Below are 19,503 nucleotides of genomic sequence, written 5' to 3'. Positions count from 1 at the left end.
TTCTCTCTTAGGTGTGTAACCCACCATTTATGTTAATAACCTCTCCGGTAATATAACCTGCACCTTTAGATGCAAGAAAAGCAACAGTTTCTGCTACTTCTTCAGGAGTTCCGAACCGGTTCATTGGTACCTGTGCCGCCAATTCCTTCTCATTCAGTTCGGCAGTCATGTCTGTACGAATAAATCCCGGGGCGATGGCATTAACAGTAACACCCCGTTTGGCAACTTCCTGGGCTAACGCTTTAGTAGCACCTATTACTCCAGCTTTGGCAGCAGAATAATTTGTCTGACCAGGTAATCCTTTAATTCCTGATAGGGAAACCATATTAATTATTCGACCATACCGCTTCATCAACATACTATTGATCACCTGCTTGGTTACATTAAAGAAACCATTTAAACTGATATTCAATACATTAGACCATTGTCCTTCATTCATCCAGAACATAAGGGAATCTTCCCGGATCCCGGCATTATTTACCAGTACTTCAATCTGATCCTCTTTATGCTGCTCTACCCATCCTCCAAGCACCTGCTGCACTTCTGCTGCATCACCAACATTGAATGCCAGCAATTCACCAGTACTACCCGCTGCCTGAACAGCCTCCAAAGTCTCCCTGGCAGCTGCTTCATTTCCTTTATAATTAATCAGCACGTGGTAACCGGCTGATGCCATTTTAATACATACTGCTCTCCCAATACCTCTGGACCCACCTGTTACTAATGCACACTTCATGAAAATACAAATTACTAATGACGAATAATGGCTCTACAAGGCTAATTTATAATTATTATTTCCGATAGCTCCCAGGTTAAAATTGCAAAGGCATATTCTTCACCAGGTACTCCTTAATCTTCTGCAAATCTTTATATCTCGGACTGTCTTCAATAAATTTAGGGAAAATCAATCTTACTTCCTGATATACCTTTTTCGAAAAATCAGCCAGCCTGTCTTCACAGTTCAGGTAATCAACTGCCTGTAAAACAGTCATTAATTGTATGGCCAATACCTGGAAAGTATTCTCAATTACCTTGCTTGTAAGAATAGCTGCATTGCAACCCATACTCACAATATCCTGATTATCATTGTTATTAGGAATACTGTGAACATACATTGGGTATGATAAAGTTTGGTTTTCTGCCACAGTAGATGTAGCTGTAAACTGCACTCCCTGCATTCCAAAATTGAAGCCCAACTTACCCAGGTTCATAAATGGCGGGAATTTGTGGTTCAATTTATCATTCAGCAAATAATTCAACTGACGCTCAGCCAACATAGATAGTTTGGTTATCGCAATCTTGATCTTATCCATCTCCAAAGACACATAGTCGCCATGGAAGTTGCCTCCATGGAACACATTACCCAGGTGATGATCTACTACCGGATTATCACTTACTGAGTTAAGTTCTCCTACTACAATTCTTTCGGCTTGTTGCAGAGTGTCATAAACCGGGCCTAAAATTTGAGGCACGCATCTTAAGGAGTAATACTCCTGCACTTTATCTTTAAAAATTTCTTCTTCCAGTTCTTTGTACAGGTGCTCAGGACGGTGGCGCACCATTCTGCTACCCTTCAGAATTTCGCGCATTTTTGCAGCTACCTGTTGTTGTCCTTCATGCCTTTTAACCACATTCAGTTCAGCAGATAAATGGTCGTCGAATGCTTCAACTATTTCATTGATCATAGCTGATAAAACAATAGACCAACCTAATAATTGCTTTCCTTCAAGTAAGTTTACCAATCCCACACCAGTCATGGCTGAAGTACCATTAATTATGGCTAATCCCTCGCGAACGTGTATACCTATAGGTTTCAGGTTCAATTTTGCGAAAACTTCAGCAGTAGGCTGATAGCTTCCTTCATACCAAACTTCCCCTTCTCCGATCAGTACCAGCGCTAAATGTGCCAATTGTACCAGATCGCCGCTGGCACCTACTCCACCATGTTCGAAAACAACCGGGTAAACGTTTTTATTGATCAGATCCTTCAACAGCTCCACCACTTCAGGATGTACTCCTGAATGTGCCTGCATAAAGCTGCTCAGACGAGCAATCATTAAGGCCTTGGTGTGTAGAGGCGACATAATTTTACCTGATCCGGAGCTATGACTACGTATCAGGTTATACTGAAGTTGAAAAGTATCTTTATCACTAATCCGGTATTGAGCCATTGGGCCAAAACCGGTGTTAATGCCATAAATCAGTTTTTTAGCAGAAAAAGATTTGAGGAACAAATAACTAGCTTCAACTTGTTGTAATGCAGCGGTATCCAGGGTCAATTCTCGTCCTCCAACAAGGATGTTGGCCACTTTATTCAAAGACAGCGACTTACTTCCGATTGCAACCATTTTATCTTAAATTATATTATTTGTATATGTAAAAAAGTGCTCAAAATTAGTATAAAGCTGGATTTATCCAAATAAATGATAGGTCATCCGGTTGAAATACGGAGAACTACGTATACGGATTATACGGAAATTTACAGGGGGCCAGTTTCTACTCTTCAGTTGTTTCAGTTGGCGGTGGTGTAACCAGTACCTTATCTATCCGGTGTGCATCCATATCTACAATCTCGAATGTAAAAGCACGCCAGGTGAATTTCTCACCTGTTTGCGGAATATGCTCCAAATGATGTAATATAAATCCTGCCAATGTATCAAACTCCTGTTCAAATTCACTCATCCAATCTTCCCTGTCGAATTCTTCCAGGAACTCATAAAATGATATTTGTGCATCTACCAGCCAGGTTCCGTCTTCTCTCAGCACCATTTCATAATCATCTGGTTCTGCTGTTTCCGGAATATCACCTACAATAGCTTCCAGGATATCATTTAAGGTAATCATTCCCAGGAAAGTTCCATACTCGTCTACAATAAATGCAGCATGTAAGTGAGTTTCCTTGAACTTCTCCAGTACCTGATAGGCCGAATTATTCTCTGGCACAAATAAGGGCTTGCGCATAATATCTGCCAGTGGAACTGATTTACCAGCAGCCCTGTAAAGATCTTTGATGGTAATTAAACCTTTAATAGCATCTATTTGCCCATCACAAACCGGATATACGGAATGCAGACTATCATTTATATTTTCCTGGCTATCCGATAAAGTATCATTTATATCTAACCAGGTAATATCGTTACGGTAAGTCATCAACGAGGTGATATTTCTATCACCCAGATGAAATACTCTTTCAATAATTTCCTGTTCGGTTTCTTCAATAGCACCGGTAGTTGTTCCTTCGTTAATAATAGCCTTTATTTCTTCTTCAGTAACGTGTGTATCGGCTAATTTTATATTAAATATTTTAACAAGGAGGTTAGCAGAGGTAGATAATAACCAGATAAATGGCCAGGCAAATCTGGATAGGAGATGCATAGGTTTTGCCATTATTTTGGCGATGGTTTCAGGCTTGGCCATTCCTAATTTTTTAGGAACCAGTTCTCCCAACACCATAGAAAAATAGGTGATCACTACTACAATGATAGTAGTTGCGATTGGGCCGCTATAAGGTTGTAAGGCAGGAAATTGATTCAGCCAGGTAACAACATCCTGTTTGATGCTTTCCCCGGAATAGATACCGGTTAAGATACCGATAAGTGTAATACCGATTTGAACGGTAGAAAGAAAAGTGTCCGGATTATTAGCCAGCTTTAATGCGGCTTTTGCTTTTTCATCCCCTTTATTGGCCTGGTTTTCTAACCGGATCTTGCGTGCCGAGACCAACGCAATCTCAGACATCGAAAACAAGCCATTCAACAAAATAAGGATGAGGATAATGACGACTTCCATATACAGAGCCTAAAAATAACAAATTATTCAAATATCAGTGTTAGAAAAGCCAAAAGTAAACCTATCGCTATTGCCAGTACTTTTTTCTTACTTAATTCGTGGTGTTTGGTGCCACTTTCATAAAAAATTGTTGTGGAAATATGTAGGAAAGCCCCTACTACTAAAGCTACAACGTACAATAAGTAATGTTGTACAACTACAAACCTTTCTCCAAGCCAACCTGCCAGAATAGCGGCAAAAGGAGTAACCAGTGCAAACCCCATCAGTATACGCCATAATGATGCTTTAGGTTTGTTGGCATGGATCATTACCGTCATCAAAGTTAATGCTTCAGGAATTTTATGTGCTGCAATCCCCACCATTAAAGATGGCAAGGCAGATTGATCTTCATAGTGAAACCCCAATGGCAACCCTTCCATAAAAGCATGGATAGAAAGCCCCAGTAACAGCGGTGTTACAGCAATATGATGATGATGTTCTCCCGGTATATGTGTATGTCCATGTTCCATACCGTGAGATAATTGTTGCAGAAACACCTGCAGAAAAAATCCGAGTACAATATATACCCCTGCCTGATGCCCCAGTTCATGATAAACTTCAGGCAATAAGTGCATAATCACTACACCAAACAGAAATGCACCTGTAAAGGCAAGGAGGTAAATAGAGAAATTTTCACTGACTCTTCTTACTGTCATGGGAATTACCCCACCAGTAATAGTAGCCACTAAAATCAATATGAGATATGTCCAATTCATGATACCAATTGCTGCTCCAATCTAATACGGCGCTGAAAAAAGCTACCTGCCAACATTCCAATCAGTGCCCCTACAACTGCTCCACCTACCACGTCTAATGGATAATGCACTCCAACATATATCTGTGCATAACCTATAAGCGCTGCCCAAAGGAAGAAGAGCCAGGTGTAGCGGTGGAATGATGACTTTAAAGTTATGAAACAAAAAGTAGCTAAAGCGAAATGGTTAGCGGCGTGGTTAGAGGTAAAGCTGCCACTACGCGGGCAATATACCACCAGAACACGTGTATAATGGGAAATGATTGGATCCCTGCAGGGCCTGATTCTACCTACCGCGCTTTTCAAAAATAAGCTGCTTTGATCTGCCAATGCAAAACATATAAGAAAAAATGCAATCCAGAATACTCCCTTCCAGCCATAGTTTATGGTCACAAACAAAGCCAGAAATAAATACAGTGGAGCCCAGACCATAGGTTCACGCAGAAAAGGGAAAATAACATCAAATACGCTATTGTACCACTGCCCGTTGATATGGAGAAATAATCTTAAATCTTCTTTTAAAATTGCTTCCAGCATGATTATAATTTTGTAGCAACAATGATTAAACGGGGTGAACGTTCTTCATCAAAGCTGTTGAAATGGTAATCACCAAATATTTCATTGATTTGAAGTCCCTGTTTTGCAAACATTTCTTCAAAATCCTGTTTGGTAAATGCATTTACACTTTCTGTAAATACTAAACGACGCATTTTTGTCTGATCCAGAATATTGATCTGTTTCTGGAATTTTTTATTTACCAATGCGCGATGTATATCAAACACTACTCCTTCCTTTTCCAGGATCTCGTGTGCAACCAAATGCGATTCGACATACCGGCTATTGAGATAATCCAATACCAGTTTACCACCTGGCTTCAGTGCATTTTTTAAAGTACGCAGCGCATTGTCATTATCTCTTTTCGATTCAAAATATCCAAAGCTGGTAAAGAAATTGAATACAATATCAAAGAAATTAACCCGGAATGGCAAACGCATATCGTGTTGAAAAAAGCTCAGATGATCATTTTCGAACTTCCTGGCGGCATTGATGCTTTCTATAGACAAATCAATTCCTGTTACCTCATAGCCTTTACTGGCCAAGTATCTTGCATGCCGGCCGCGCCCACAGGCTACATCCAGCATAGTGGCACCGGCAACCGGATGTAGAAATGCCAGCAGCTTATCAATAAATGCTGCCGCTTCCTTTTCATCTCTCTTATTATACAACAACTGATAATAAGGTGAGTTGAACCAATCCTGAAACCAGTTTTTATCTATTTCCATAGTAATAAACAGTAGTGCTTATTGCTTTTTATTATTAAACATTAAATACCGGGTACTTTCATAGAAACCATTGGCAAGACTATCGAGACTCCTTGCTGTATCTGGCAATTGTGCACTTACATCTTTCATTGGATCCGCTTTCAGATCATACAGTGCTTTTGCATGTGTTCTATAGTTCACCTCATACAGATATCTAGGCCCCATAATCGCGTAATATGGCATCTGATTACGGATATATTGGATAAATACATATCTATCGTTGCCCCTGGTTGTATCAAACATATTCACACCTAAGGTATAATTTTTATATGGCATGCCTACCATTCCTGCAACTGTAGGATAAACATCCAGCAAACTTACCGGATAATCAATTACCTCCGGAGCAATATGTTTTGGACTATACATAAAAGCGGTAACATGCACTCCCCCTGTTGCCAGTTCATATTCCGGTAACGGCATAAAATGATAAGGATCCAATACGCAATTATGATCTCCAAAAAATACAAAAATTGTGTTATCCAGATACCCATTCTTCCTTGCCAGATCGATCAGGTGACCCACGTTATAATCTTCATACCGCAAAGCATTGAACTGATCTACAGATACAAACCCGGATTCTTTAAACTTCTTCATATCCAGGTCTTTCTCTGTTACTTTCTTAAAATCGCCCGCTCCACTGGTAGTAGTATAGGGAGGATGATTATCGGCCAATTGCAGAAATGCTATAAATGGTTTTCTGGTATCATTTTCTTTTTTGAAGATCTCACTGGCTTCTGTAATCAGATCATAATCTGATACACCCCAAACATCGGCTTTGCCAGATTTATACATTCCTTCTTCATAAATCCGGATGCCTTCAATATTGTTGGTAAAAACAGCACGAATATTTGCCCAGTTGGTATTTCCTCCCAAAAGGTACAATTTTTCATAGCCTTTAAACTGGTCCATTACAATACGCTGATCCAGCATCTTAGGGTGACGGCTGGCAGTTTTCACACTTGTTATATCAGGAAGTCCGGTATGTACCGCAAATACTGTTTTGGCAGTACTAATGGCAGGAACGTAAAAGTTTTTAAAAAGAATTCCGCTATCTGCCAGTCGCTGCATATTAGGAGTAGCTTGCATAGGATTACCATACATACTGGTAACTGCTGCCCCGGTAGATTCAAGCATTACCAATACCACATTTAATTTTGGCTTTGCAGAATCTGCAGGTACATCCCGGATATAATTGAGTTTATTAACATCCGGCGAGTCGACCCGCAGATATTCGGAGATTGCCGGATAATAATTTTGGGTAGATTTTGTATCGAAAGTATCGCTATCTACGCTGAAATTGCTGATAAAATACAGGACTGGGTTCAGCCCCAGACTGGTGATTCCATTATCACGGGTAAACATGGCCTGGCTCCAGCGAAGTGGGAAATAGGCAACATTTCCATAGATACCGGCAGCAAAAAGCAATATCATGGTTACAACGTATCCTACAAATGGCCAGTTACGGAGATAGGTAGGTTGTTGGGCGGCAAACTTTCTCCAGGTAGCCCTTTGGAGAAGATATAGCAGATACAGAAAAATGATAATACCAACAGAGCCTCTGAGAACAGGGTAGCTTTGCCAAACCATTCTGGCATTATCCGCCCTTTCACCTTTAGCAAAGAACCGGAGAATGGAGGGATCGAGGCGTTGGCCCAGATAAGCATAATGCCCCAGATCTACCACATAAAGCCATAGCAATACTATATATATTATAGAGAGGTAAATTGTAACTCCCCGGCGTATAGGCCTGGAAGTAAAGAAATTATTGCGGCTAATAAAGGCCAGGAGTAATAAAGGCACCATCAGATAGAGGGTGAGACGCAGATCAAAACGTAGTCCAAAATTCCAGGCTTTTACTATTGCTGTATGGTTGGTTACGGTAGTTTTAAAAAAGAAGAAGTAAAAAATGGCCCTAAACATCACCATCAATAGGAAGAGGTAAAGCGTTTGAACAAACACATAACGAATATACCGGGGTATATTCTTCCAGGAGTATTGCATGTAACGTATAGCTGTTTTTTGAAAAGCGTAGCTGCAAATATAGTGAAAACTGAATGGGTAAAACTAAAAATAGGGGGATAGGCCCGCCCATTCGTCATCTTTTCATAATTAGGAATTCTGAAGTGGATTTTTTTATATTTGCCTTCCTTAAAATTGAATCTTGTGGCACTGATCAAATCGATTTCCGGTATACGCGGAACCATTGGCGGCAAGCCGGGTGAAGGACTTTCGCCGTTAGACGTAGTAAAATTCACCGCTGCTTATGGCACCTGGCTTGGTCAACAAACCGAAAACCGGAAAGTAGTTATAGGTCGTGATGGCCGTATTTCTGGTGAAATGATTAAAAACCTGGTGGTATCTACGTTGGTAGGACTGGGTTTTGATGTTGTAGACCTGGGGCTTAGCACTACTCCAACTGTAGAATTAGCGGTAACCATGGAAAATGCGGCAGGAGGAATTATTCTTACCGCCAGCCATAACCCTAAAGAGTGGAATGCACTTAAACTGCTCAACAGCAAAGGTGAATTTATTTCTGGCGAAGATGGAGCCCAATTGCTCGAAATCGCAGAAAAAGAAGAGTTCAACTTTGCCGATGTTAACAAATTGGGAAATTATTCTGTAGATGATTCTTATCTGCAAAAACATATCGACCTGATTGTTAATTATCCTTTAGTAGATGTGGAAGCTATTAAAGCCCGCAACTTCAAAGTGGTGGTAGATGCTGTAAATTCTACGGGAGCGCTGTTTGTACCTCCGTTGCTGAATGCACTGGGAGTACAGGATGTAGAAGTCCTCTTCGGAGAAGTTACCGGTAAATTCAGTCACAATCCGGAACCATTACCGGAAAACCTTACAGCTTTATCCAACGAAGTGAATAAATCAAATGCTGATTTAGGAATTGCCGTTGATCCGGATGTAGACCGTCTTTGTTTTGTTTGTGAAGATGGTAGCATGTTTGGAGAAGAATACACCCTGGTTGCCGTAGCCGACTATGTACTTAGTAAAAAAGCGGGTAATACTGTTTCCAATATGTCGTCTACCCAGGCACTGAAGGATGTAACGCTGAAACATGGCGGAGAATACAATCCTTCTGCGGTTGGAGAGGTGAATGTTGTAAGAAAGATGAAAGATACCAATGCTGTTATCGGCGGCGAAGGTAATGGTGGCATTATTGTACCAGACCTGCATTACGGAAGAGATGCACTCATTGGTATTGGCCTTTTCCTCAGCCATCTGGCACATAGCAAAAAAAGTATTAAAGCGTTACGCAACAGTTATCCTGACTATTTTATCTCCAAAAATAAAATTGAACTGGATAAAGGAGTTGATGTTAAAACCATCTTCGAAAAGATCAGGACCAAATACAAAAATCAGCCTATTAATACGGAAGATGGTCTGAAAATCGAATTCGACAAGGATTGGGTACATCTGCGTACTTCCAATACAGAGCCAATTATCCGTATTTATGCAGAAAGTCAGAATGAAACTACTGCTGATAATATTGCTAAAAGAATCATGCAGGATATTAAAGAATTCATGCATTAAACTCGCGTTGCTCGTTTGTTTCTCGCAAAGAGGCAGAGATTAATATTAAGATAAAAAGGATCGAAGCGAATTTTAAGAATTTTCGATTGGTTTCAATAACCTTTCAATAATTCTTAAAATTCGCTTCGATCCTTTTTTATCTTAAATAATCTTTATGTTACTTAATATTAATCTCTGCCTCTTTGCGAGAAACAAGCGAGCCCGCGAGCTACACCAAATCTTTCAATTTCTCAATTACGCGATCCACTTCTTCCCTGGTATTGTTTTTACTGAAAGAGAAGCGTACGGCTATCAGATCGGGGTTATTGTTGAAGGCGCGAATTACGTGTGATCCTGCATTCGCACCGGATGTACACGCACTACCACCAGAAGCACAAATACCGTTGATATCCAGATTAAAGAGGATCATTTCACTTTTCTCAGATTTAGGGAAGCCTACATTTAAAACAGTGTAAAGGCTGCGTCCGTATAAATCGCCATTAAACACAACACCTGGAATAACTTTCTGCAATTCTTCAGCCATATACATTCTCAAATTATTAATATGAGAACTGTGAGCTTCATGTTCAGTAGTTGCAATTTCCAATGCTTTGGCAAAACCTACAATTCCATACAGGTTTTCAGTACCAGCACGCATGTTGCGCTCCTGGCTTCCACCCTGGATAAAAGGCTTTATTTTAACATTTTCATTAATATAAAGGATACCCACACCTTTAGGACCATGGAACTTATGTCCGGCACCTGTAATGAAATCGACAGGTGTGTTACGAAGGTCGAAAGGATAGTGTCCTACTGTTTGAACAGTGTCGGAATGGAAGATTGCATCAAATTCACGGCATAAAGTTCCAACAGCATGCAAATCGATCAGGTTACCGATTTCGTTATTGGCATGCATCAATGTTACCAGGCACTTCTCGGCAGATTGAGACAGCAATTCACGCAGATGAGTCATATCTATATGTCCATCAGGGAGAATGTTCACAAAAGAAAGCTTTACCCCATCGTGATGAAGATGCTCAACTGTGTGCAGCGTAGCATGGTGCTCAATCGATGAAGAGATAATGTGTTTGCAGCCCAGATCTTTGATAGCTGCATTAATAGCAGTATTGCTGCTTTCAGTACCTCCTGAGGTAAAAAAGATTTCTCCCGGATGCGCATTCAGGATCTTCGCCACGGTTTTACGGGCATTTTCTATACCCAGCCTGGATTCCCGGCCATACGAATAGATAGAAGATGGATTTCCAAACTTTTCAGTCATAAAAGGCAGCATCGCTTCTAATACCGCAGGGTCTAGCGCTGTTGTAGCCGCATTGTCGAAATATATTCTTTCCAATTTCTGGTGGTTTTTGATAAAAGAATAAATAATAATGGTGGTTGGGCAGCAAAGTTCCGAAAAAAAAAGATGCAGGCCAAAGTTTCTCACAAAGAAGCAAAACCCCAGTGATAAACTGATTAGAGGCTGTTTGAGCGGCAAAAAATGATCAGAAATCAACTAATCTACCAATGGAATTACGACTTTTATATATACATTCTCAATATCTTTAACCTAAACTATTTTTTTATATCTTGTCCTAAACCCAATTTTATGGAGCAGTATTTTTCAGGGGAAGTGTTACACGGAGATAATTTTACCCTGGATGAAATCAAGCAATGGTATAACGACGAAAAGGAAGGCTATGCCGGACTCGTATCTGACCATGAAAACTATGCATATGGCTACCATAGAGTTAATAAACTTTATGGATTCAAATATCTGCCCCAAAAAAAATATAAAAAAGTATTAGGTATTGGTTCTGCCTATGGGCATGAATTTATGCCTATTGCCTCTCAGATAGAAAGCCTCTACATCCTCGAACCATCAGACAAACTGGTTTCCGATGTTATTGGTGATGTAAAAGTTATTTATCAGAAGCCAAATGTAGATGGCACCATCGATTTTCCGGATGATCATTTCGATTTAATTATCTGTTTTGATACACTACATCATATTCCTAATGTAAAGCATGTGCTTACAGAAATGCATCGTTGCCTCGAACCAGGTGGATTTCTACTGCTGAAAGAGCCTGTTAATAGTATGGGTGACTGGAGAGAACCTCGCCAGGGGCTTACAAAATGGGAAAGAGGCATTCCTTACCAATATTTTAAAAAGAATCTGAGTACTATTGGTTTTAAAGTGGTTAAGAAAAATCACTTTTTTACAATGACCTCCTTTCTTGTAAGAAAAACAGAAAAGTTCTTAGGAAATCCTATTTATAAATTTGGCTGGTATATTTGGATTGATAAATATCTATCTAAAATTCTTTCTTCAAATATCAATTACCATCCAAAAAATAAGTGGCAGAGAATGTATCCTACAGAGATTTTTTATGTATTGTCGAAGTAGGGTAATATAGATTGAAGGAATTTTATTTTCGATAGTTATCTGTTTCTTATGTGTTAAGACACTTCTTGAACGTAGCGGTGGGGCTTGCTCCAATACTATTACGTTAAGTTCCTGTTTCTATAAATTCGGACTTCCGTTTGTTTTCAAAACTTTTGCTGCCATAGGCAGGGCGGGGGCAAGCCCAATACTATTAAGTTAAGAGGAAGGAAGTTGATCGAATTGAATTCGATTTAAAGGACTTGGTTCCTTTACCGTAGGTTGGGCAGGGGCAAGCCCCGCCCCTACAGGATTTCATCGAAACTATATTTTCATCTGGTAGTAATATTTCATGTTAAATGTCAATCTACTAATTTCAATTCTTTAAAGAAATAAATCTACAATATAGAAACTGTAATGTGCTGAAGCCCTGTAGGGGCAGGGTTTACCCCTGCCCAACCTACGGTAAAGGAAATTTATCAATCACTTAAAGACAATAAAATCAGAACCCATCTCTATCAACTTAATAACATTGGGCTTACTCCTGCCCTACCTACCGTAAAAGCACCCCTATATCAGGAATATTTATTAATCACATCATAAAACCTGTCTCTGTATCCATCTGAGATCGGGATAGACTGATTGGCAATCATCACTGTATTTTTCTCCACACTATTGATCTTATTCAGAGATACCAGGTATGAACGATGTACTCTGATGAACTTATCGGCCGGCAGGCGGGTTTCAAATGATTTCAGGCTGCGCAAAGTAAGCACAGGCAAATTATGTGTATAAATCTTCGTATAATCTTTCAATGCTTCGATGAATAGAATATCTTCCAGATTGATCTTAATGATCTTATATTCTGTTTTAATAAAAATATAGTCGTTTACCCATGCATCTTCCATAGGAATAGCAGCAGCAGGAAGACTTTTTTGCTGGAGGGCCGACCAGTTTTCGTTAGCTTTTGCAGCAGCTTTCAGAAAACGCTCAAATGGAACCGGTTTAAGCAGATAATCCACTACATCCAGGTTAAAACCATCGAGGGCATACTCTCCATAGGCGGTAGTAAAAACTACCATAGGCGGATACTTCAATGATTTGAGGAACTGGATGCCGGTTATATCGGGCATTTTAATATCCAGGAACACCAGATCTACCGGTTCGTTCTGAATAAAGCTCAAAGCTGTTGCCGCGTTCTCAAATTTGCCGGCCAGGGTAAGGAAAGGCACCTTACGGATATAATCTTCCATGATTTCCAATGCCAGCGGCTCGTCATCTACGGCAATACACCTGATCATTTTTTCAACACAATTTTAAGATCAACAATAAATTGGTTTTCCGTCTCTTGTATGTTAATAATATGTTCGTCGTTATATAACATATCCAATCGTTTCAACACGTTTTGTAAGCCTATTCCTCCTCTTTCAGAAACTCTTTCTTTAAAATGACTGTTTCTTACTTTAAGGCATAGTTCGTCGGCAGTAATGTCGATATTAATCTCAATGAATGCCGGTTCCGTATAGCTTATGCCGTGCTTGAAGGCATTTTCTACAAATGGCACCAACAACATAGGTTCTATGCGCTGGGCTCCGGGATCTCCATTCACCTGATAATCTATTGTGATATCTTTTGGCAACCGAAGTCGTTGTATTTCAATATAATCGTGCAAATATTTCAGCTCCTGCGATAACAGTACCTTATCCTCGTTCGACTCATAAATCATATACCTCATAATCGTGGATAGCTTCAAAATCGCATGTTCTGTTTGCACTGATTGTTTATGCGCTAATGAATAGATGGTATTTAGACAGTTAAAAAGGAAGTGAGGATTAATCTGAGACTTTAAAAATTTTAACTCAGCATTTAATTTCTCTACTTTCAGCTCCTCCCGCTGCTTTTCACTCTTAAACCATTCCAGTGCTATCTTAATAAATCCACTCATAAAGAGCATCAAGAGCGCAAACATTCCCGATCGCCTTAAAATTTCGGGAAAGAGCATATACTCAAAGAACGTTGGTACTGGAGCCGGTTCTAAAGTTGGAAGGGCTTCAAGTTGCCCGGCTGGTACCATTTTATCCTGACCTGGTATTGGCATAGCTGTACGGGCATTCATATTTCTTGCCATATAAAGCCTACGCATATGAAACGGAGGAAACCGCTCTTCTGTTACTAATGAGTCAGTATTTTTTCTGTCCATCCTGATTGTCATAAAAGGAGGACGATACTTATTACTATGAAAGAAGTAATAATTTAAAGCGGCTTGTTGTAACGTAATAAAAATCAGTACGCCGATGATCGTACTGAAATAGGTGATAATCTTATTCCTATTAAAAAACTTTGGTATCAATACATAAATATTCAGATAGAAGACACCAATAAGAAATAGATTATCAATTAATTCCTTTATAAAAAATCCAGTATGTAAAATCTGGATACGATATATGAAGAAAGGGAAAAATAGAAAGCATGCCCATCCGAGCAAGTGTAGTGAAATAAGAAAGGGACGACTTCTGATAATTTTTTTTAAATGCAGCATCACATTATTTAATGCGATAAACTTACAGCAGTTAGGGTTAGCCTTGTGTTAAAGTTTGTTAATCCTCTCTAAGGGATTGTTAAATTTAATTTTATCCTTAAAATTGGATTAAAATGCCTAAAGCCATAGTACAAAATTGCCAGATTAGGTACTCTAACAATTTATACTATGGCTATTAGCTTACAGACAATAGCTTTATTTTATATCATTGATCTGCATAGCGATCAATTCCTGTTCTGTGATAGCCGGCAATTGGTGATGTACTAATTTATATACTACCCGTTGCCCAACTTTCAGCGCATCTTCCTGTGATTTAAATACCTGATTTCCCTGGATTCCCGGAATAACATCCTGATAGATATACGTACGTCCATCTACCACAACTTTATATCCCCACCCTCCATTTACAGAAAAAGCAACTGCTTCAACCTGCAACATATCATCAGCTTTCTGTTTAACTGATCGATAATAAAATCCACCTGCACAAATCACCAGGGCAATTACAGCTATGAAAATATTTCGTTTAGTCATTCTTGTTATATTCCTCAAATGGATGGAATTCGCGCATATCATCTAACGGCATGTTGTTAGAAACACCTAATACAACAAATCCTCTTTCTTTAATACTAAAGCCACAAGCACCAGTACGGGCTGCTCCTTCAAAATCTGTTTTCTGAGTCCAGCGATCGGTATTAGGATCGTATTCCCATACGGCGGTAGACAAACTTCCTTTAGTTCCGGAAACGATGTAACCCTTTCCATTCATAGCAAATGAAGCAGCTCCGCTACCTTTGAAGTTGTATGAATCATCGAAGCTACTATCGCTAACATTATCTATATAGTTAAGCTGAGTCCAGTTTTTTGAATCGCCATCAAATACATAGAAATCGTTGACAAAAGTGGAATTGGCGGTACCCATACAAACATATGCCCTGTTGCCGATTACAAACACAGAAGCATCTGTTCTTTTTCCACTGGTAAGGCTTTGCGCCTGTTGCCATGAATTAGTTGCCGGGTTGTATTCCCAGTTATCCTTCAACCAGTTACCATCATAACCGGTAGAAATATATCCCAAATTATTTTTCAAGCCAAAACCAACTGCACCATAACGTGCGGTACCTGCAAAGTCGGCCTTCTGAGCCCAGCTATTGGTAGTTGCATCGTATTCGTAGAAGTCCTTTAATTTATCTCTGCCATCATAACCTGTTCCAACATATCCTTTAGAACCTATAGTCATACCTACTGCACCATTTCTGGCACTACCGATAAAGGGAGCTTTCTGAGTCCACTGGTTAAGGTCAACATCGTATGCCCAGAAGTCTTGCAACCGGTTTTCTCCGTCGTACCCTGTACCAACATAGGCTTTATTATCGATTACGAAAGAAGCGGCGCCGCTTCTTGCTACCCCTTCGAACTCTGAACGTTTAACCCAATTCCCTACATAGGTAGTGGTGGTAGAACTCTTTGAGCAAGCCACCAGGGAAGCTATCAATAATAAACTATAACCTTTTAAATAACGCATTAGCATGTTCTTTTTACTGCAGCCAAAATTATCAGTAGCAGCATTCCGTCAAACAAGAAATAGCTGTTCTCCTTAATTTAAAGGACGGATACCCTTTTTTTATCTGCCAGTTGGTTTCTTTGACCACTAACGCGGTAATCTACACGATTCAGACTATAACCCTTATATCAGTTCGTTCATCGATAAATTTTGGCAATTGGCATATTAAACCAACTGAAAGTACCTAACCTGTCTAAAATTGCGCACCATGAACCGTACCTTGTATCAATTAATTGTCAGACAACTATATGGCCTCGGTGCTATAATAGTGCTGCTATTTGCCTCTTGTGAGAAAACAGGTTTCTCCTACAATAATATTATCGACAATAATCAACAAACCGACTATATACTCTCCGATACGCTCACCGTACAGGTAAATACGGTGAAACAGGATTCTATTCCTACATCTGGCACTGGTGTACTACTAACAGGAAAAAAAGCAGACCAGTATTTCGGCACTACTGCCATTCAAAGCTATTTTCAGATAGCCCAACCTGTTAGTACTGATATTCCTCAGTATGGCGCACAATACGATTCCATACGCCTATTCCTACGCCCTAACGGTTATATAGCCGGCGATTCGATGCAGGAACAATCATTCAATATTTACAGGGTTACCAGCACTATTCAGACTGCCAAAAACTTCTATTACCTATACAATAGCAGTAGCTTTTCTACGGAAACTTCTCCTATTGGTAGTTTTAATGGTATCATCTGGCCGCATACCGATAAAACCTTATCAGTGCCTCTGTCTGATCAGCTGGGTCAGCAATTTTTTAATATGCTGAGAGATAAAAGTCCAGATATCACTGATCCGAGTGCTTTCCTCGAATTCTTCAAAGGACTGAACGTACGCAATACCGTTAAAAGTACCTCGGTAATGGGATTCATTGCCGCCGACAGCAGCTTGTTTGTAAGATTGTACTACCATGTTAACGAGGCTATTACCACAGTGAAGTATGTTGATTTCAAAATGCAGAACAGTAACCTGCAATTCAACCAGGTAACTGCCGACCAAACCGGTACTCCACTCGCCGCGCTGGAAGGTAATACCACCAGGTTGCCTTCAGAATCTACCAACAATCAGGCTTATGCACAACCACTAACCGGATCGGCCATACGTTTGGATATTCCCTATATAAAAACATTAAGTTTTATGGGGCAGTTCTTCAAAATCATGAAAGTATACCTATACATTCAACCTATCGCCGGCAGCTATGCCAGCGACAGGCTGCCACCAAGATTAGCCCTGTGCCAGGCCGATAACCTGAATAACGTTACGGATACACTTAGCTATGGTCAGTTAACCATGGATAATCTATACAATAAAAATACAGGCTATACCTTCGAGATCACCAGCTACGTTACCAAACAACAAACGGTTACCGATTACTATTCAAGAGGACTGATGCTGACACCTAGCTCTAAAGACGTACAAACAACATTAGACAGATTGGTAATTGGAGATCAACGTAATCCAAACAACAAACTTAAAATTCAGCTCTACTACTTGCTGTACAAATAATATCATCTCATGCGCATTAAAATATATAGTGGTCTGTTGTTGCTTGGCTTAAGCAGCCTAACAGCAAAGGCACAACATGGACTAAATTCCATTTATTCAGCTTATGGGATTGGTGATTTAGAAACGAGGGATTACAGCCGGAACTTTGGTATGGGAAGCGCCGGTATTGGCCGCAGACACAGTGGTTACCTGAATGAACTGAACCCTGCCTCCTATAGTGCCCTACCACCGCAGAACTTTATGTTCGACATTTCTATAAGAGCACAACAAATATCCTACCTGGGAACAAATATTTCAGAAAACGCAGGAGATGTGAATTTCAAACGCCTTGCAGTTGGGTTTAAAGCTGCCAAATTCTGGGGAGTAAGCGCAGGGGTTACGCCATTCAGTAGTATAGACTACAAAATAACCAACCAGCAATTTATGTCTGGCACCGGCGCTCCGGTAACTGCCACCACTACTGGTACCGGCGGATTGAACAGAGCCTATATTTCAAACGGGTTTCAGATCAATAAGAATTTTTCTGTTGGGGTGTCTACTGCCTTCTTATTCGGTCCGTTAAATGTGACTAAATACATTGGTTCCGATTCGGTACAAACACAATATAATAAGTATGCATTTAATCCTAACTTTACTGCAGGTGCGCAATATGAAGGCAAACTAAGTGATAATTGGCAGCTGGGTATCGGAGCTACTTACAGATTCAAAACCAATCTTAAAATCCAGGAAAAACTGAATATTACCACCCAGGATGGCACAATTTTATACAACAAGGATCAAGATCCGTCGTCCTTTACTCTTCCAACAGAAATCGGTACAGGTATTTCACTTTCCAACGGAACATTTACCTGGGTAGCAGATTATCGTCGTCAGCAATGGAATTCATTGAATGAGAAAGGAGCAACTTATAGTTATCAGGACGGTGAAAGATATGCTACCGGTATAGAATACGCTATCAAAAAGAAATACTATAATCTTGCATACGAAGGGATGGTGTTACAGGCTGGATTCAGTTATAATAAATCTCCTTTGGTAATTGGAAGTACCCAACTGGTAGATATTTCGGGCACTTTAGGCGTATCCTTGCCTAGCAGAAATGGTCAGTTGCGTTACTACCTGGGGCTGGAAGGCGGACAACGTGGCTCCAACGGTGGTGCATTAATAAGAGAAACTTATGTTAATGCAGTATTTCACTTTAGTTTAAGAGATATCTGGTTCTTTAAGCGACTCGCACAATAATTATGGTTTAAAAGATGGGCTGACCAAAAGGTCAGCCCATCTTTTTATTTACGTGCATTTATAATTTTTTCTTGTTCGTCGACTCGCTTGTTTAGCTGAATAATATAAAGTGTTAGCTCTTCCACTTTTTTCAGTAATAGCCTGTTCATTTCTCCAAGATCCTGGCCTTCGGCTTTAACCTCTTTCTCAGAAGGTATTTCCGGAAGATGTTTGTTTTCTATAATAAACTGCTCCAGCTCCTGTAAGGGTGGCAAGACATAACTGCTATGAAATACATAATCGGGCCAGGGAGCTTTCTGGGTTACCTTTACTTGTCTGGCGCTCATAGCTCCTCCCACCATCAAAGCATACTTATTTGAACCCATTCTGCCGGTATCTTGTCCTATGCCTATAGTTATTGATTTTTTAACATGCAGGTTTCCGTCATAATCTAATGCCATTACCTGGATAGAATCTACAGTGGCTGTATAATCAATAGGGCCTTCACGTGCCAGCCAACGGAATCTGAAGCCAGAAGCACGTGCCCCAACTAATCCCATGTTCATTGAGCCATTTGTTTGAAAAACAAAACCGGACCGGTAATTTGACATAGCCAAAGCTGTTGTAATTCTGTTGTCATAGGTTTTTATGAGCTTAATTGTATCAATATTGCCCACTATTTGGGCTTTTACTACAAATAATGATAAACTTAGGAAAAGGGATAAAAACAGTTTTTTCATACTACAGTACATTAAATTGGTTAACTATAATCAGTCAATTTACAATAGTTTTTATCAATTAAACAAAAAATTTTATACTGATATGCTTTCGCCATCATGGCCATTAAAAGC

General features: G+C 39.8%; 17 protein-coding genes. 4 read left to right on the top strand and 13 right to left on the bottom strand.

Annotation, left to right across the window (positions count from 1 at the left end; genetic code table 11):
• Positions 1 to 7: 7 nt before the first annotated feature.
• The 7 genes from fabG to DVR12_RS17375 all read right to left on the bottom strand — a co-directional run bounded on the left by fabG (position 8) and on the right by DVR12_RS17375 (position 7,905).
• Positions 8 to 736 (bottom strand): 3-oxoacyl-ACP reductase FabG, encoded by a 729-nt coding sequence (gene fabG, locus DVR12_RS17405; RefSeq protein WP_116977063.1) that lies wholly within the window; start codon positions 734 to 736, stop codon positions 8 to 10.
• A gap of 76 nt (positions 737 to 812) precedes the next feature.
• On the bottom strand, positions 813 to 2,348 hold the full coding sequence (locus DVR12_RS17400) for an HAL/PAL/TAL family ammonia-lyase (RefSeq protein ID WP_116977062.1): 1,536 nt from the start codon (positions 2,346 to 2,348) through the stop codon (positions 813 to 815).
• 148 nt (positions 2,349 to 2,496) lie between these two features.
• Complete coding sequence (locus DVR12_RS17395) at positions 2,497 to 3,789, bottom strand: hemolysin family protein (RefSeq protein ID WP_116977061.1); 1,293 nt, start codon at positions 3,787 to 3,789, stop codon at positions 2,497 to 2,499.
• A 23-nt stretch (positions 3,790 to 3,812) separates the two neighbouring features.
• Positions 3,813 to 4,544 carry a ZIP family metal transporter gene (locus tag DVR12_RS17390; protein ID WP_116977060.1) on the bottom strand — a complete coding sequence of 244 codons (732 nt, stop codon included), beginning with the start codon at positions 4,542 to 4,544 and terminating at the stop codon, positions 3,813 to 3,815.
• Complete coding sequence (locus DVR12_RS17385; protein WP_116977059.1) at positions 4,541 to 5,119, bottom strand: phosphatase PAP2 family protein; 579 nt, start codon at positions 5,117 to 5,119, stop codon at positions 4,541 to 4,543. Before DVR12_RS17385 ends, DVR12_RS17390 begins: the two co-directional genes overlap by 4 nt.
• 2 nt (positions 5,120 to 5,121) lie before the next feature.
• Positions 5,122 to 5,865 (bottom strand): class I SAM-dependent methyltransferase, encoded by a 744-nt coding sequence (locus tag DVR12_RS17380; protein WP_116977058.1) that lies wholly within the window; start codon positions 5,863 to 5,865, stop codon positions 5,122 to 5,124.
• Between the two features lie 18 nt (positions 5,866 to 5,883).
• Entirely contained in the window at positions 5,884 to 7,905 is a 2,022-nt protein-coding gene (locus DVR12_RS17375) for an LTA synthase family protein (protein WP_116977057.1), read from the bottom strand.
• A gap of 162 nt (positions 7,906 to 8,067) precedes the next feature.
• Here DVR12_RS17375 and glmM point away from each other — a divergent pair, with 162 nt between their 5' ends.
• Positions 8,068 to 9,450, top strand: coding sequence for a phosphoglucosamine mutase (glmM, locus tag DVR12_RS17370; RefSeq protein ID WP_116977056.1), 1,383 nt, complete (start codon positions 8,068 to 8,070; stop codon positions 9,448 to 9,450).
• Between the two features lie 208 nt (positions 9,451 to 9,658).
• Here the strand turns inward: glmM and DVR12_RS17365 are convergent, their stop codons facing one another.
• On the bottom strand, positions 9,659 to 10,783 hold the full coding sequence (locus tag DVR12_RS17365; RefSeq protein WP_116977157.1) for a cysteine desulfurase family protein: 1,125 nt from the start codon (positions 10,781 to 10,783) through the stop codon (positions 9,659 to 9,661).
• Between the two features lie 252 nt (positions 10,784 to 11,035).
• On the opposite strand from DVR12_RS17365, the gene DVR12_RS17360 reads away from it, so the two are divergent.
• Positions 11,036 to 11,833, top strand: a complete 798-nt coding sequence (locus tag DVR12_RS17360) for a class I SAM-dependent methyltransferase (protein ID WP_158563296.1) — start codon at positions 11,036 to 11,038, stop codon at positions 11,831 to 11,833.
• A 551-nt stretch (positions 11,834 to 12,384) separates the two neighbouring features.
• Here DVR12_RS17360 and DVR12_RS17355 read toward each other — a convergent pair.
• The 4 genes from DVR12_RS17355 to DVR12_RS17340 all read right to left on the bottom strand — a co-directional run bounded on the left by DVR12_RS17355 (position 12,385) and on the right by DVR12_RS17340 (position 15,870).
• Positions 12,385 to 13,110, bottom strand: a complete 726-nt coding sequence (locus DVR12_RS17355; RefSeq protein ID WP_116977054.1) for a LytR/AlgR family response regulator transcription factor — start codon at positions 13,108 to 13,110, stop codon at positions 12,385 to 12,387.
• Positions 13,107 to 14,159, bottom strand: a complete 1,053-nt coding sequence (locus DVR12_RS17350; RefSeq protein ID WP_158563295.1) for a sensor histidine kinase — start codon at positions 14,157 to 14,159, stop codon at positions 13,107 to 13,109. The genes DVR12_RS17355 and DVR12_RS17350 overlap by 4 nt, the downstream gene beginning before the upstream one ends.
• 384 nt (positions 14,160 to 14,543) lie before the next feature.
• Positions 14,544 to 14,879: a DUF4907 domain-containing protein gene (locus DVR12_RS17345; protein ID WP_158563294.1), complete on the bottom strand. Its 336-nt coding sequence runs from the start codon at positions 14,877 to 14,879 to the stop codon at positions 14,544 to 14,546.
• Complete coding sequence (locus DVR12_RS17340; protein ID WP_158563293.1) at positions 14,872 to 15,870, bottom strand: Kelch repeat-containing protein; 999 nt, start codon at positions 15,868 to 15,870, stop codon at positions 14,872 to 14,874. Before DVR12_RS17340 ends, DVR12_RS17345 begins: the two co-directional genes overlap by 8 nt.
• A gap of 247 nt (positions 15,871 to 16,117) precedes the next feature.
• Here DVR12_RS17340 and DVR12_RS17335 point away from each other — a divergent pair, with 247 nt between their 5' ends.
• Together DVR12_RS17335 and DVR12_RS17330 are read left to right on the top strand one after the other, a co-directional pair.
• Positions 16,118 to 17,434, top strand: coding sequence for a DUF4270 family protein (locus tag DVR12_RS17335; RefSeq protein ID WP_116977050.1), 1,317 nt, complete (start codon positions 16,118 to 16,120; stop codon positions 17,432 to 17,434).
• A 9-nt stretch (positions 17,435 to 17,443) separates the two neighbouring features.
• The gene (locus tag DVR12_RS17330; protein ID WP_116977049.1) at positions 17,444 to 18,673 is read left to right on the top strand and encodes a porin family protein; all 1,230 of its coding nucleotides are present in this window, start codon (positions 17,444 to 17,446) and stop codon (positions 18,671 to 18,673) included.
• A 44-nt stretch (positions 18,674 to 18,717) separates the two neighbouring features.
• Here DVR12_RS17330 and DVR12_RS17325 read toward each other — a convergent pair whose 3' ends face one another.
• Positions 18,718 to 19,392 (bottom strand): hypothetical protein, encoded by a 675-nt coding sequence (locus DVR12_RS17325; protein WP_116977048.1) that lies wholly within the window; start codon positions 19,390 to 19,392, stop codon positions 18,718 to 18,720.
• Positions 19,393 to 19,503 lie beyond the last annotated feature (111 nt).

The organism is Chitinophaga silvatica, from assembly GCF_003419895.1.
GTDB lineage: Bacteria > Bacteroidota > Bacteroidia > Chitinophagales > Chitinophagaceae > Chitinophaga > Chitinophaga silvatica.
This window is presented reverse-complemented; position numbering and strand designations above follow the sequence as displayed.

What these genes read in the sequence shown, in the direction of transcription:
- fabG (WP_116977063.1), bottom strand. Translation starts at nt 736, where the DNA reads ATGAAGTGTGCATTAGTAACAGGTGGGTCCAGAGGTATTGGGAGAGCA.
- DVR12_RS17340 (WP_158563293.1), bottom strand. Translation starts at nt 15,870, where the DNA reads ATGCGTTATTTAAAAGGTTATAGTTTATTATTGATAGCTTCCCTGGTG.
- DVR12_RS17385 (WP_116977059.1), bottom strand. Translation starts at nt 5,119, where the DNA reads ATGCTGGAAGCAATTTTAAAAGAAGATTTAAGATTATTTCTCCATATC.
- DVR12_RS17330 (WP_116977049.1), top strand. Translation starts at nt 17,444, where the DNA reads ATGCGCATTAAAATATATAGTGGTCTGTTGTTGCTTGGCTTAAGCAGC.
- DVR12_RS17360 (WP_158563296.1), top strand. Translation starts at nt 11,036, where the DNA reads ATGGAGCAGTATTTTTCAGGGGAAGTGTTACACGGAGATAATTTTACC.
- DVR12_RS17345 (WP_158563294.1), bottom strand. Translation starts at nt 14,879, where the DNA reads ATGACTAAACGAAATATTTTCATAGCTGTAATTGCCCTGGTGATTTGT.
- DVR12_RS17335 (WP_116977050.1), top strand. Translation starts at nt 16,118, where the DNA reads ATGAACCGTACCTTGTATCAATTAATTGTCAGACAACTATATGGCCTC.
- DVR12_RS17325 (WP_116977048.1), bottom strand. Translation starts at nt 19,392, where the DNA reads ATGAAAAAACTGTTTTTATCCCTTTTCCTAAGTTTATCATTATTTGTA.
- DVR12_RS17390 (WP_116977060.1), bottom strand. Translation starts at nt 4,544, where the DNA reads ATGAATTGGACATATCTCATATTGATTTTAGTGGCTACTATTACTGGT.
- DVR12_RS17395 (WP_116977061.1), bottom strand. Translation starts at nt 3,789, where the DNA reads ATGGAAGTCGTCATTATCCTCATCCTTATTTTGTTGAATGGCTTGTTT.
- DVR12_RS17375 (WP_116977057.1), bottom strand. Translation starts at nt 7,905, where the DNA reads ATGCAATACTCCTGGAAGAATATACCCCGGTATATTCGTTATGTGTTT.
- DVR12_RS17380 (WP_116977058.1), bottom strand. Translation starts at nt 5,865, where the DNA reads ATGGAAATAGATAAAAACTGGTTTCAGGATTGGTTCAACTCACCTTAT.
- DVR12_RS17355 (WP_116977054.1), bottom strand. Translation starts at nt 13,110, where the DNA reads ATGATCAGGTGTATTGCCGTAGATGACGAGCCGCTGGCATTGGAAATC.
- DVR12_RS17400 (WP_116977062.1), bottom strand. Translation starts at nt 2,348, where the DNA reads ATGGTTGCAATCGGAAGTAAGTCGCTGTCTTTGAATAAAGTGGCCAAC.